13 protein-coding genes are annotated in these 13,602 nt (G+C 71.5%); 7 read left to right on the top strand and 6 right to left on the bottom strand.

Going from position 1 to position 13,602, the window contains the following annotated elements:
- Positions 1–4: 4 nt before the first annotated feature.
- Positions 5–1,015: a VldE C-terminal domain-containing protein gene (locus ABT297_RS00985; protein ID WP_350543157.1), complete on the bottom strand. Its 1,011-nt coding sequence runs from the start codon at positions 1,013–1,015 to the stop codon at positions 5–7.
- 177 nt (positions 1,016–1,192) lie between these two features.
- Between ABT297_RS00985 and ABT297_RS00980 the strand changes: the two genes are divergently transcribed.
- From ABT297_RS00980 to ABT297_RS00965, 4 genes are all read left to right on the top strand, one after another.
- Positions 1,193–1,417, top strand: coding sequence for a hypothetical protein (locus tag ABT297_RS00980; RefSeq protein ID WP_350543155.1), 225 nt, complete (start codon positions 1,193–1,195; stop codon positions 1,415–1,417).
- Entirely contained in the window at positions 1,414–2,874 is a 1,461-nt protein-coding gene (locus ABT297_RS00975) for a hypothetical protein (RefSeq protein ID WP_350543153.1), read from the top strand. The genes ABT297_RS00980 and ABT297_RS00975 overlap by 4 nt, the downstream gene beginning before the upstream one ends.
- A 75-nt stretch (positions 2,875–2,949) precedes the next feature.
- Positions 2,950–3,315 carry a response regulator gene (locus ABT297_RS00970; protein ID WP_350543151.1) on the top strand — a complete coding sequence of 122 codons (366 nt, stop codon included), beginning with the start codon at positions 2,950–2,952 and terminating at the stop codon, positions 3,313–3,315.
- A complete protein-coding gene (locus ABT297_RS00965) occupies positions 3,312–5,384 on the top strand; it encodes a sensor histidine kinase (RefSeq protein ID WP_350543149.1) in 2,073 nt (690 codons plus the stop codon). The genes ABT297_RS00970 and ABT297_RS00965 overlap by 4 nt, the downstream gene beginning before the upstream one ends.
- 33 nt (positions 5,385–5,417) lie before the next feature.
- On the opposite strand, the gene ABT297_RS00960 is transcribed toward ABT297_RS00965, so the two are convergent.
- From ABT297_RS00960 to ABT297_RS00945, 4 genes are read right to left on the bottom strand one after another with little or no spacing between them, the layout of a single operon-like run.
- Positions 5,418–6,620: an ABC transporter permease gene (locus ABT297_RS00960; protein ID WP_350543147.1), complete on the bottom strand. Its 1,203-nt coding sequence runs from the start codon at positions 6,618–6,620 to the stop codon at positions 5,418–5,420.
- Positions 6,617–7,324 (bottom strand): ABC transporter ATP-binding protein, encoded by a 708-nt coding sequence (locus ABT297_RS00955; RefSeq protein ID WP_502885470.1) that lies wholly within the window; start codon positions 7,322–7,324, stop codon positions 6,617–6,619. Before ABT297_RS00955 ends, ABT297_RS00960 begins: the two co-directional genes overlap by 4 nt.
- 5 nt (positions 7,325–7,329) lie before the next feature.
- Complete coding sequence (locus ABT297_RS00950) at positions 7,330–8,361, bottom strand: peptidoglycan-binding protein (RefSeq protein WP_350543143.1); 1,032 nt, start codon at positions 8,359–8,361, stop codon at positions 7,330–7,332.
- Positions 8,362–8,420: 59 nt separating this feature from the next.
- Positions 8,421–8,918 (bottom strand): hypothetical protein, encoded by a 498-nt coding sequence (locus ABT297_RS00945; protein WP_350543141.1) that lies wholly within the window; start codon positions 8,916–8,918, stop codon positions 8,421–8,423.
- A 145-nt stretch (positions 8,919–9,063) separates the two neighbouring features.
- Between ABT297_RS00945 and ABT297_RS00940 the strand changes: the two genes are divergently transcribed.
- The 3 genes from ABT297_RS00940 to ABT297_RS00930 all read left to right on the top strand — a co-directional run bounded on the left by ABT297_RS00940 (position 9,064) and on the right by ABT297_RS00930 (position 12,432).
- The gene (locus tag ABT297_RS00940) at positions 9,064–9,723 is read left to right on the top strand and encodes a response regulator transcription factor (RefSeq protein ID WP_350543139.1); all 660 of its coding nucleotides are present in this window, start codon (positions 9,064–9,066) and stop codon (positions 9,721–9,723) included.
- A complete protein-coding gene (locus tag ABT297_RS00935; protein ID WP_350543137.1) occupies positions 9,720–10,910 on the top strand; it encodes a sensor histidine kinase in 1,191 nt (396 codons plus the stop codon). The genes ABT297_RS00940 and ABT297_RS00935 overlap by 4 nt, the downstream gene beginning before the upstream one ends.
- Positions 10,911–11,043: 133 nt before the next feature.
- Positions 11,044–12,432, top strand: coding sequence for an MFS transporter (locus tag ABT297_RS00930; protein WP_350543135.1), 1,389 nt, complete (start codon positions 11,044–11,046; stop codon positions 12,430–12,432).
- 14 nt (positions 12,433–12,446) lie between these two features.
- On the opposite strand, the gene ABT297_RS00925 is transcribed toward ABT297_RS00930, so the two are convergent.
- Complete coding sequence (locus tag ABT297_RS00925; protein ID WP_350543133.1) at positions 12,447–13,532, bottom strand: branched-chain amino acid aminotransferase; 1,086 nt, start codon at positions 13,530–13,532, stop codon at positions 12,447–12,449.
- Positions 13,533–13,602: the final 70 nt, after the last annotated feature.

Here is a 13,602-nt window from a genome sequence, read left to right as displayed (position 1 = left end):
CCGCTCAGATCACGGACAGGTGGACGTGGTTCGTGTGGTCGCTGGACGGGTCGCCGTTGCCGCCGCTGTAGGCGTGCCACCCCGCCGCCGGCGTCCAGACCTGTCTGAACCAGATCACGTACAACACGCCCAGTGACGAGGCGTTCTTGACGAAGAAGGCGGCGAGGTTGGTGCCGTACGTCTTGTCGTTGCCCGACGCCACCCCGCCGAACCCGTCGGACGCGGCGGCGAAGTCGCACGCCCGGCCCTTCGGATGCTCGTACGGCCCGGACGGCCGGAAGCACGAGTAGAAGCGCGTGAACCCGGCCTTGCGCGCCTCCTGCGCCGCGTGCAGCATGCGCGGCGTGATGCAGCCCGAGGTCGTCGGGTCGTCGATGATGCAGTTCTCCTTCGGCCAGCTGCCGTCGGCGTTGCGCGGAGCGGGATTGGCCAGCGGGGAGTTGACGCTGACGTACCCGTCGGCCCTGCCCCGCATCTTCGCCAGCGCGGCCTCGGCGTCGGCCTTCTTCTTGGCCTGGATGTCCGCCTGCGCCTGTTGCTTGGCCACCTCCTCGTCGACAGCCTTCTTCGCCTGCGTGAGCTCCGTCTCGAGCTTGGTGAGCCGGCCGATGACCCGGTCGTTGTGCAGCGTGATCTCGTTGACCAGCAGCACGCGGTCCATGAACTGCTCGGGCGAGTCCGTGTTCACCAGCGCGGCCGTGAGCCGCACCTTGCCGCCGGTGCGGTACGCCGCGGCCGCGATCACGTTGACGCTGGCGCGGACCGGCTCGAGCTCCCGCCGCATCTCATCCATCCGCTTGACGAGGTCGGCCTGCCGCTTCTTGGACTCGTCCAGGGTCGCCTGGGCCTCGAGCCACTGGGTGTTGGCCGCGTCGAGCTTGTCGCCCAGCGTCAGATTTCCCGCGCCCTCGTCGGGAGGGGCCGTGGGATCGCCCGGCGCGGCGCCCGCGGGGCTCGCCCAGGCACCGATCAGCACGAGCGACGCAACCACGAACATGAGTGCCCGGCGCCGCATGCGGTGAGCGTACCGAACGCCCCGGCCCGGCACAGGACCGAGAAGCGCTCCCGAGTGACTACCCAAAGTGAGGAATCCGGCGTGTCACCCGTTCGAACGCCTGTCCGGCGTGTCTGATTCGGTCATCGACGGATGCTTTGCTAGCGTGCCCGCTAGCAACGGCTGGTGGGAGTGGCGTTGGAAGCGACAGACAAGACGGTGGCGATGCCGCCACAGCGGCCGCGGTTCGAGCGGGTCCAGCTCAACACCCGGGTCCGGGTGGAGATCGAGCAGACGCTGCAGCGGTTCGTCGTCGACAACAACACCACGGTGCAGGGCTCCGTGGACCTGGCGCTGGCCGAGTTCCTCGCGGCGCGGGGCTATCCCCTGCCCCAGCCGACGGACGACGGGAGAAGCCGGTGAGCACGCCGGGCATCAGTCAGCTCGACGCCGATCTGCAGAAGACGGTGCGGCGCACGTCGTACATGCGGCAGCTGTTCTACGTCGTCGTGTTGCTCGTGGCCCTGGCCGGTCAGGTCTCCGGCGCCGTCGAGGCCCTCGGCATCCCGATGATCTGGGCGATCCCCGCGGTCGGCGCCCTCGAACTCGGCGGCATCGTCGTGCTCGCCAACGCCGACGTGCGGCGGCGCCTCGGCGAGCGCGCGGTCGCCTCGCGCATCCTGTCGGCCGCGATCGCCGCGTTCGCGGTCACGTTCAACTGGATGGCGCACGACAACAAACTCCTCGCGGGCTTCTTCGCCGGCATGTCCGCACTCGGGTACCTCGTCTGGCTCATGCACACCGAGAACCAGCGCCGCGACCGGCTGCGGGCCAGGGGCGACCTGCCGCCGACCACCCCGGCGTACGAGGTGATCGGCCACTGGATCCGCCACCCGTGGCTGACCCTGCGCGCGAAGAACCTCGCGAAGACCGACACCGGCCTGGGCCTCTACTCCTCCATCGCGGCCGCCAAGGCGGAGAAGCGCAAGGAGCAGCGCACCGCCGCGATCGCCAAGGTGCTGCACCGCAAGATCCGCGCCGCGGTCGACCCGACCACCGCCGACATCGCCGTCGCCGTCTACGACCTCGACGAGATCGCGGTACGCCTCGCCGACGGCGCCGACTACGACGGGCTGACCGCGCTTATCGCCGCCGACCTGGCCCCCGCCCGCCTAGCCGCGGTGACCGGCGCGCCGGCAATCGATCGGGCCACGCCGCCCGCCCAGCGTGTGGCGGCGCAGCCCGATCCGCTGCCGGTGCTCGACACCGAGGAACAGCACGCGCTGCCCACCGCGGACGAGCGCGACGCGGGCGGCGAGGCCGAACTCCCCGCTGAGCTCCCCGCGTCGCAGCCCGAGCAGCGCCGGTCCGCCCTCGATGAGCGGCGGCGCTCGGCGCCCGAGGACGAGCGGCGGGCGGCACGCGAGGCGGTTGCCCGGGCCACCGCGGCGGTCGCCGAGGCGACCGTCGAGATGCCCATTGTGCCCTCGCCACTGGGCGACGGGTTGCGCGGCGAGCTCGAGGGCATCCTCCCGTCGCGCCGGCCGCGCTCGCGCACGGCGCCGGTGACGCACGAGAGCAGCGAGGTTGCCGAGACCGCCGAGATCACCGAGGAGCCGGCGCTGACCCCGACGCCGCTGGCGCGGGAGGGATCGCTGCGCAACCAGGTGTACCAGGTGCTGCACGAACACGTCCCGCCGAACGACCGGCGCGACGTGGTGGCCCTGACGACACTGGTCGGCGACCTGCTCGACCTGGACGACACGGAGCGGCTCACCGCCTCCAACTACGTGCGCACCTGGAAGAGCGAGGCCGACGCCGGCCGACGCGCCGCCGTCAACGGCCGTCACCTGCAGGGCATCCTCCCGGCGCAGGGCTGAGCCCGGCGCCAAAACTGGTAAGCCCCGCCTCCCGGCGGCCGATGGGCTGTCGGAAGGGGCGGGAGGTGCGGGTCCGTGGCGCGATTGCTCGTGGTGGACGACGAACAGGACGTCCGCGACCTGATCGTCAAGCGGCTGCGGGCCGACGGGCACGACGTCATCTCCGCCGAGCACGGCGCGGCGGCACTCGCCGCGGTTGCCCGCCACGGCATGCCCGAGGCCGCGATCCTCGACGTCGACCTGCCCGGCATGGACGGCATCGAGCTGCTGCGCCGGCTGCGCCGGCACCGCGCCGACCTGCCGGCCATGTTCCTCACGGTGCTCTGGGACGGCGAGGTCGCGGTGCGGGCCCGGGCCACCGGCGCACTGTACGTGCGCAAACCGTTCACCGCCGAGGACCTGCGCGCCGGGCTGGAGCAGGCCATGCGGGGTGCCGGATGAGGACCTCGCTGCTGCGCACCGCTGTCTGGGCCCTGGTGTACCTTCTGGCCACCATCGCCGGGCGCAAGAGCATCATCGACGGCAGCAGCCTGAGCCTGGTCTGGCCGGCCGCCGGCGTCTCGGTGCTGTGGTTCGCCACGCAGCGCCGGTCCCGGTTGCGCTGGCTCGACCCGCTCGCACTGGCCGCCATCACGGTCGCGGTCAACACGGCCACCGGCGCCGCGCCCGTGCTGGCGTGCTGGTTCGTCGTGGCCAACCTGGCCCAGGTCGGCGTGTTCATGCGGGTGCTGAGCCGGCTCAGCCCGCACATGTGGGGCGCCGGAGGCGACGAGCCGCTGTCCCGCTCGGCCGACCTGTGGCGGCTGATGGCCGCGACCGTCGCCGGGGCGGCGGCCGGGGCGCTCGTCGGGCCGACCGCGATCTGGCTGACCACCGGACGGTTCCACTGGTCCGACGGGGTGGTCTGGTTTCTGCGCAACGCCGTCAGCATGCTGCTGATCGGCGCGGTGGGCTTCCGGCTGGGGCAGCACCGCTCGACCGGCTGGCGCCCGGGGCGCCCGAGCGCGGCCCGGCTGGCCGAGTACGCGGCGCTGATCGTGGGGTCCGTCGCGGCATACGGCGCCGGCTTCGGGACGAAGAGCCTCCCGCTGGCCTTCCCCCTGCTCGCCGTCACGGTGTGGGCCGCGCTGCGGCTGCACACCACCTTCGTGGTCCTGCACGCCCTGTGCGCGGGCACCGCGGCCGTCCTCTTCACGCTGCACGACAGCGGCCCGTTCGCCGCCGTCGCGTCGCACCCCGTGCGGGCACTGCTGGCGCAGGCGTTCATCGGCATGGTGACGGTCCTCGGGCTGTCCATCGCGCTGGGCCGCGACGAGCGGGACGAGCTGCTCGGGCGGCTCACGGTCGCCGGCCGCGAGGCCGCGTCGCAGGCCCGTCTGCTGACCACGATCGTGAACTCGATGAGCGAGGGCGTCTCGGTGATCCGCCCCGACGGCCGCTGGATAATGCGCAACCCGGCCGCGGTCGCCCTGATGGGCGGGGTCACCAGCGGTACCGAAACGGTCGCCCGCCCGGACCACTACGGCCTCTTCCACCCCGACGGCACCCCGCTGCCGGGGGAGGAGATGGCCTACGTGCGGGCGCTCGCCGGCCACGACGTGCGCAACCAGGAGCTGCTGGTGCGCAACTCCGGCGTACCGGACGGGCGCATCCTCTCGGTCAGCGCGACCCGCCTGCCTACCGACGAGACCGCCGAGGGCGGCGCGGTGGTGGTCTTCCACGACGTCACCGCCGAGCGCCGGCACCGCGACGAGCTGTCCTCCTTCGCCGGCGTCGTCGCGCACGACCTGCTCAACCCGCTGACCACGATCGACGGCTGGGCCGAGAACCTCGGCGACACGCTAGGCACGATGCCGAGCGACGATCCGGCGGTGCGCGACGCGGGCGACAGCCTGGTCCGCATCACCCGCGCCTCGGGCCGCATGCGCCACCTGATCAACGACCTGCTGGCGTACACGACCGCGCGCAACGCCGCGATCGCCCCCGTGGACCTGGCGCTGCGCGACCTGGTCGTGGAGGTGACGAACGCCCGCACGGACCTGGCCGCCGCGGCCGGCACCCCCACGCCGGAGTTCGCGCTGGGCAGGCTCGACGCCGTGCGCGCCGACCCGGTGCTCCTGCGCCAACTGCTCGACAACCTGGTGGGCAACGCCGTGAAGTACACGGCGCCGGGCATCACCCCGCGGATCGCCATCTCGTCACGGATCGACCAGGACGGGATGGTGCGGGTGGAGCTCTCGGACAACGGCATCGGCATCCCGCCGGGCCACCACGACGCCATCTTCACCAACTTCCACCGCGCGCACCGCACGAGCGGCTACGCCGGGACGGGCCTGGGCCTGGCCATCTGCAAGCGGATCGTCGAACGGCACGGCGGGACGATCGCGGCGTCGGACAACCCGGACGGCGGGTCCCGGTTCGTGTTCACGCTGCCGACCGCGAACACGCCACCTCGGGCGGCGGCGTCGCAGACCCACCTTCCCGCGATCGCCCGCGCCCGGCGCCCATAGACGAATGAGCCGGAGACGTTCGCCGGGCCGCCCTCAGCTGTTCAAGGCCGTCGTCGGCGGGATTCGCGCCGCACGCGCGGCCGGGTAGAGCCCGGCGGCGGCGCCGATCACGAGCGTGCAGGCCAGTCCCACAACCATGGCCAGGGGAGGAACGACGATCGGCCAGTCGTTGAGCGGGGCGATCACCGCGGTGACCACGACGCCGAGGACCGCGCCTATGACGCCGCCGAACGCGGAAAGCACGAGTGCCTCGGCGAGGAACTGGCCCCGGATGTGCGCCCGGGTCGCGCCGAGGGCGCGGCGCAAACCGACCTCCCGGTGGCGTTCGATGACAGAGATGATCATTGTGTTGGCGACGCCGATCCCGCCGACGAGGAGTGCGATAGCGCCGAGCCCGACGAGCAGGCCGGTGAAGGCCTGATCGATCGCGGCCTTCGCGGCGAGCGCGTCGGAGGGCCGTGAGACGCTCACATCGCTCGGGAACTGCGGCTGGACCGTGCCTGGCAGCAGGGAACGGACCCGGTTGAAGGCGGCCTCGACCGACCGTGCGTAGACGGTCGACGGGTTGCCCTTCCAGCCGAACAGCCTGGCCGCGGCCGGACCGCCGATCAGGGCGGCGGTGTCCAACTCGGGCGCCAGCGGTGACGCGGCCAGGATGCCGACCACCGTGAACGACCGGCCACCCAGCCACACCTGTACGCCCGGTTTCACCACGCCCAGCCGTTCGGCGGCGGTGGCGCCCAGGACGACCGAGGGGAAGGTCGACGTGGCGGGATTCAGCCAGGCGCCGACGCTCAGCCCGCTCCGGGTGACATCGAGCAGGCCCAGGTCAGCCGCGACCACCTGAAGGCCGGCGGTCGCCGCCGGATCGATCAGCTCACTGCGGTACACGTTGACCGCCGGGAGCACCGCGACGCCGCTCGCCGCCTCGACACCATCGACGAGTCGGACTTTGTCGATGGTTTCCGGAGGCAGCTTGGTCTGCTCCCCGAAGAGGTTCCTGGCCGGTTCGGCGCGCAAGAGATTGGTGCCCAGGCTGGTGAGCTGCTCGTTCACTCGCTGCTGACTTGACGCGGAGATGCCGACGACGGCGAGCATCGCCGCGATGCCGATGGCGATGCCGAGCGCCGAGAGGACGGCGCGCAGCGGGCGGACCCGCACTCCGGCAACCGCAAGGCGTGCGATGTCGGCCGGCAGCAGGGCGGAACGCGGGGCGCCGGGATGGGTGCCGGTCATACGGCATGCTCCTCGCTCTGGACGGTCTCGCACTGGTTGGCGCGCGAGTCCGAGATGACCCGACCGTCGCGCATCGCGATGCGACGGGGGAAAGCCGCGGCGAGTTCCGCGTCGTGTGTGATGACGACGACCGTCGTGCCCGAGCTGTTCAGTTCGCGAAGCAGCGCGACGACCGAGGCGCCCGATTCCGAGTCCAGATTGCCGGTCGGTTCGTCCGCGAGCAGCAGCACCGGATCGCCGACGACGGCGCGGGCGATCGCGACCCGCTGGCGTTCACCGCCGGAGAGCTGGTTCGGCCTGTGGCCGGTGCGATGACCGAGACCGACACGCTCCAGGGCGAGCCGGGCACGGCGCCGGCGCTCGGCTCGCGGTACGCCGGAGTAGAGCATTCCGTCCGCCACGATGTCGAGCGCCGCAACGCCCTCTGCCAGATGGAACTGCTGGAACACGAACCCGATGCGATACGCCCTCAGCGCCGACAGGTCCGCGTCCGACATGCGCCGCACGTCCACCCCGGCGATCGTCGCCGAGCCGGCGGTCGGCCGGTCGAGGGTGCCGATCAGGTTGAGCAGCGTGGACTTGCCGGACCCGCTCGGGCCGACGACGGCCACGAGCTCGCCCTGGTTGATCGACAGGCTGACACCCGCGCAAGCGAGTACCGACGGCTGGCCGTAGCCGCGCTCGACACCGTCGAGCCGGATGATCTCGTTCATATCTTCGGGATCACCACGTTCTGTCCCGCCTCCAGCCCGTCGCCGGAGATCTCGACGCGACCGGCCGCGAACAGCCCCGTCTTGACCGGGACGCGATCGACCGTGCCGTCCGAGCGCACCACTTCGACGCCGAAGTGCGTGTCATCGAGTGCGATCAGTGCGGCGACCGGAATCGAGAGCACGTTCTCGCGGGTCTCGGCCGGGAAGCTGACCGTCACACCGGCCTGCTGCAGATCGCCGCCGGCCGCCGGGTCGTCGAGCGTCACGACAACCGGGATGACGACGTTGTCCTTGTCGCCTTCCTGCTGGGGTGTGCCGACCGAGAGGACCTTTCCGTTGGTCCGCGTGCCGTTCGGGAGCGTGATCTCCACCGCGCCGCCGAGCTTCGCCAGCTGCTGATTCGCCAGCTGAAGCTTCACGGACACCCGTTTCTGGAGCTCGGTGACCGACAACACCGCGGCGCCCCCGCCAACGGAGCCGCCCCGCTGCGCCTTGACGGACTGGACGCGCACATCCCCCTGGTCGAACACGATCCGACCAAGGTCGACACGACCGGTCCGCTGCTGACCGGTCGCCTTCTGCCAGGCGACGATCGCCGACGTGGTCTTCGACGTGAACTTCCGGTCCGGCTTGCCGTCGAAGAAGCCGAGCGTCTTCAGGTTCTCCTCGAGTTGCTGGACGTCGGGGCCGTCGCCCATCCCGGACTCGAACGACCGCCAGGCCGGGAGCGAACCCTGGAGGAGGAACACCGGGACGTTGTCCACCGAGAAGAGCGGCTGGCCTACGCTCACGGTCGCACCCGGCTGCGGCGCCGCCGTGAGCACTCCGGACAGCTTCGACCCGACATCGCGCGGGTCGGCGTACGCCAGCGTGCCGGAGGACTTCACCGAGCCGGAGAGCGTTCCGCGCTCGATCGGCGCCTTTCCGGCGGTGAGGTGCTTGCGCGGGGCCGGAGGTTCAGCGAGCGCCGCGGCGGCGAAAGCCGCCCCGCCGCCCACCACCACGAGGGCGGCGACGACCGCGGCCACCGTCCAGCCGTTCCTCTTCCGCCGGCGGCGCGCCTGAGGCGCGTCATCCGGGGACGTCATCATTCCCCAGCCGGCGTGAGCGAGCCCACGGCGCCGCCGCATTTGTCGAGCACGTTCTTGGGCGTACCAGCCGGGATGTTCAGCGCTTCGCCGGGCACGGGATCCGGCACATTCACGCCGTTTTCGCGGTAGCAACCCACTATCTTGAGCAACACCTTTTGCGTCTCCTGGTCGTGCTTCGCCTTCTCTTCCTTGCTCAGGGGCGGCAAGTTGCCTACCTTCGCCGCGCACTTGTCCAAGACCGCCCCCGGCGCCTCCCAGGCGTTCATGTTCACGCTGTCGCCCGGGCCGGGCTCCGGGTCCTTCACATCGACACCGTTGTCGCGCAGGCACTGCGCGTACTTGAGCATCCAGGCCTGGCGGGAGTCGGCGGCCGGTGCGGCGGAGGAGGAGCCACTCGCGGCGCCGCCGTCCCCACATCCGGTGAGCGCGAAAAGCAGTGCGGGCACCGCCAAAATCGCCGCGAGGCGGCCGGGAGAACGGGTGCTGAGGGTCATGAACGTGCCCTTCCGTTTCGAGACACTCGGTGCGAGCGCTGAGTCCAGTCAACGGAGGGTTGTGTTTCAGCCGCGTTCAAGGATTCCTTTATGTTTCCGTGACAGCGCATGTGGTGAAATGCCCGGGAAACCGTAAGGGGGCGCCATGCGTGTGCTGATCGTGGAGGACGAGGTCTACCTCGGCGAGGCGATCCAGACCGGACTGCGGCGGGAGACGATCGCGGCCGACCTCGTGCACGACGGTGAGCGCGCGGTCGACGAGCTGAGCGCGAACGACTATGACGTGGTTGTGCTCGACCGTGACCTCCCCGGCCTCCACGGCGACGACGTCTGCGCGTGGGTGGTGTCCAACCGCCCGGCCTGCCGGGTGCTGATGCTGACGGCCGCCGGCGGTCTCGGCGACAAGGTGAGCGGCTTCGAGCTCGGCGCCGACGACTACCTGGCGAAACCCTTCGACTTCCCCGAGCTGGTGGCCCGGCTGCGGGCACTCGAGCGCCGCTCGGCGCAGGCCCGGCCCCCGGTCATCGAGAGCGCCGGGGTGCGGATCGATCCGTTCCGGCGGGAGGTCTACCGGAATGGCCGGCTCGTGCGACTGACCCGGAAGGAGTTCGCGGTGCTCCACGTGCTGATGCGCGCGGACGGCGGAGTGATCAGCGCGGAGACCCTGTTGGAGAAGGCGTGGGACGCCAACGCGGACCCCTTCACCAACACGATCAGGGTGACGATCTCAAATCTGCGCAAGCGGCTCGGATCCCCGTCGGTGATCGAGACGGTGCCCGGCAGCGGATACCGGTTCGGCACATGAGCCGGGGACAGCGCCGGTTCACCCTCCGTGCCAGACTCGCCGTCACATACGCCGCGCTGCTCGCGGTCACCGGCGCCCTGATGCTCGGCGTGGTGTACGTGTTCATGCGGTACGTGCCCGCCTACGCGCTCACGCCGGCGGCGGGCGTCGGGCCCCTCGACAACCTGCCGACCGCCGCCCCGCAAGCGTCTCCGCTGGCTTCGAGCACCCCGACCAATCTCAACTCCGTGTTCGCGGCCCCTGAGGTCAACAACGCGAACGACGTCTTCACGTTGCTCTTGGCGGTCTCCATCGGCGCCTTCCTCATCCTCGCGCTGCTCGGCGCCCTGGTCGGCTGGGTCATCGCGGGCCGGATGCTGCGCCCCCTGCAGGCGATCAACCGCGTGGCCAAGAGCGCGGCGGCGGGCGACCTCACGCAGCGTGTCAGCGGCGACGGGCCGCACGACGAACTGCGCGACCTCTCGGAGACGCTCGACGACATGCTCGCGCGGCTGGAACGATCCGTCGGCGAGCACCAGCGTTTCGCCGCCAACGCCTCCCACGAGCTGCGCACTCCGATCGCGACCACGCAGACCCTGCTGGATGTCGCGCTCGCCGACCCGGACGCCGATCTGCCCACGCTGCGCCGGACGGCGGAGCGGGTCCGCGAGATGAACCAGCGCAACCGCGAGACGATCGAGTCTCTCCTGGCCCTCGCCGACGCCGGCGGCGGACAGCTGCGCCATGAGCGCGTGCGGCTCGACGCGCTCGTCCACGACGCCCTGCGCGTCGAGGAGTCCGCGGCAGGGGCACTCGGCCTCACCGTCGGGGCCGAACTGGTGCCGGCCACGATCGCCGGCGATCCGGCGCTCCTTCGGCAGGCGGTGGCCAACCTCGTGCAGAACGCGGTACGGCACAACGTGCGGGACGGCCGCATCCGGATCACGGTCGACCGAACGTCGGCGGACGTGAGCCTCGTCGTCGAGAACACCGGCGCGGCGCTCTCGGAGGAACTCGTCGCCACGCTGACCGAGCCGTTCGTCCGTGGCCACGGTCGCGTGGCCGGTCCGGGCAGAGGACACGGGCTCGGGCTGACGCTCGCGCGCAGCGTGAGCGAGGCTCACCACGCCCGGCTCGTCCTCCACGCCCGGGCGGAGGGTGGCCTCATCGCCGAAGTCCGCTTCCCGGCGGCGGGCGACGACGGCTGATGGCGGCGGCCTGCGCGGTGGCGTAACGACTGCCGTCCAGGCGAATCGCGTCGAACACCCGCGTCTCACCGGCGAGGTGATATCGGGCCGCACGGCTTGGCGCCGGGCGCTTGGCTGTACGAACGTGACAGTTATGGCCGTACAAGCACGCAGCCGGCGCCTGCTCATTCTCGGCATCTGTTGCATCAGCCTGCTCATGGTCGGCCTCGACAACACGATCGTGAACATCGCGGTGCCGGCGATCGGCCGCGACCTGCGGGCCCCGCTCTCCGGCCTGCAGTGGACGATCGACGCGTACACCCTTGTCCTGGCCAGCCTCCTGCTCATGGCCGGCTCCACCGCCGACCGCGTCGGACGCCGCCGGACCTTTCAGACCGGGCTGGTGGTGTTCTCGATCGGCTCGCTGCTCTGCGGCCTGGCCCCCTCACTCGGCTGGCTGATCGCCTTCCGGGTGGTGCAGGCGATCGGGGGCTCGATGCTCAACCCGGTCGCCATGTCCATCATCACGAACGTGTTCACCGACCGGCGCGAGCGCGCCCGGGCCATCGGCGTGTGGGCCGGCGTGGTCGGCATCAGCATGGCGCTCGGCCCGGTGGTCGGCGGCTTGCTGGTCCAGAGCACCGGCTGGCGTGCCATCTTCGGGATCAACGTGCCGATCGGCATGGCCGCCGTCGTGCTCACCGCGCTGTTCGTGCCCGAGTCGCGCGCCCCGCGGCCCCGGCGGGTCGACCTGCCCGGCCAGGCCATCGTCCTGGTACTGCTGGCCAGCGCCACCTACGCGATCATCGAGCACGAGCTCGTGGCCGGTGTTGTGGCGCTCGTGGCGCTCGGGGCACTGCTGCTGGTGGAGCCGCGCCGAGCCGAGCCGCTCGTGGACGTCAGGCTGTTCCGCAGCCCCCCGTTCTCCGGCGCCACCTCGATCGCCGTCGCCGCGTTCGGCGCGCTCGCCGGCTTCCTGCTGCTCAACACCCTCTACCTGCAGGAGGTGCGCGGCTTCTCCCCGCTGCACGCCGGCCTGCTCACCCTGCCGATCGCGGCGAGCGCCCTGGTCCTCGGCCCGCTCTCGGGCCGGCTGGTCGGCGCCAGCGGCCCGCGCCCGTCGCTGCTCGTCGGCGGCGCCGGCATCGCCGTCAGCGGGCTGCTGCTGACGGCGCTCACGCCGCACACGCCGATGGTGCTGGTGCTGGCCGCGTACTTCTCGTTCGGTATCGGCTTCGCCATGGTCAACCCGCCGATCACGGTCACCGCGGTTTCCGGCCTGCCCACCGCCCAGGCCGGCGTCGCGTCCGCGTTCGCCTCGACCAGTCGCCAGTTCGGCTCGGTGCTCGGCATCGCCGTCCTCGGCGCCGTGCTCACCGCCGGCCTGCGAGGCCGCCCGCTGCCCGCCGGCTTCAGCCCGGCGAGCCACGCGGGCTGGTGGATCATCGCCGGGTGCGGCGCCGTCATCCTGGCCATCGGTACGCTCACGACAGGACGATGGGCGACGAGCCGGCAACCCGACGCGGAGCTCGTCGATGCCTGAGCGGCCGACGCGGGTCAGGAACGACGGGACCAGCCGAAGGGGTCGTCGGCCAGGCCGCGCTGGATGCCGACGATCGCATCGCGGATCGACGACGTCACCGGGCCCTCCTGCGCGCCGCCGATGAGAAACTCGCCGTCGCGGGACCGCGCGGTGCCGATCGACGTGATGACGACGCCCGTGCCGCAGGCGAAGGTCTCGCGCAGGTCACCGGTCGCGGCGTCCGTGCGCCACTCGTCCACCGAGTACGGCCGCTCCTCGACGCCCCAGCCGCGGTGGCGGGCCAGCGTCAGGACCGAGTCGCGGGTCACGCCCGGCAGGATCGAGCCGTTCAGCGGCGGGGTGACGAGCAGCGGCGCGCCATCCCGCTCGTACACGAAGAAGAGGTTCATGCTCCCCGACTCCTCGATCCACCGGTGCTCCACGGCGTCGAGGAAGACCACCTGGTCGCAGCCCGCGTCCTGGGCCTGGGCCTGGGCGCGAAGGCTGACGGCGTAGTTGGCGGCGGCCTTGACCGCGCCGGTGCCGCCGGGCGCCGCGCGCGAGTAGTCCTGCGACACCCAGACCGTGACCGGCTTGGCGCCGCCGGCGAAGTAGGCGCCCGAGGGCGAGGCGATGACCGCGAAGAGGTACTCCAGGGACGGCCGCACGCCGAGGAAGGGGTCCATGGCGATCATGAACGGGCGGATGTAGAGGCTCTGCCCCTCGCCCGCCGGCACCCAGTCGCGGTCGGCCTCGACCAGCGTCCACACCGCGCGCAGGAACAGCTCTTCGGGCAGGTGCGGCATGGCGAGCCGTTCGGCCGTCGCGTTCAGGCGGCGGGCGTTGGCCTCGGGGCGAAAGAGCCCCACGCCGCCGTCGGGCATCACATACGCCTTGAGGCCCTCGAAGATCTCCTGGCCGTAGTGCAGCGCGGCGGTGGCGGGCGAGAGCGAGAGCGGCCCGAAGGGCACCAGGCGGGCGTCGTACCATCCCTTGGACTCGGCGTACCGAATGGTGACCATGTGGTCGGTGAAGACCCGGCCGAAACCCGGATCGGCGAGCAGGGCGGCGCGCTCCTCGGCCGGGCGGCGGGCGGCGGGAACGGTGTCGAATTCGAGCATCCACGAACTGTAAGCGGTTCCTGAACGATCCCTAAGCACGATCCCGACCACTGGTCGGTAACAACAGCGA

Origin of the sequence: Dactylosporangium sp. NPDC000555 (assembly GCF_040300025.1) — a bacterium.
GTDB lineage: Bacteria > Actinomycetota > Actinomycetes > Mycobacteriales > Micromonosporaceae > Dactylosporangium.
Note: the sequence above shows the minus strand (reverse complement) of the source record. Positions and strands in the feature narration are given on the sequence as shown.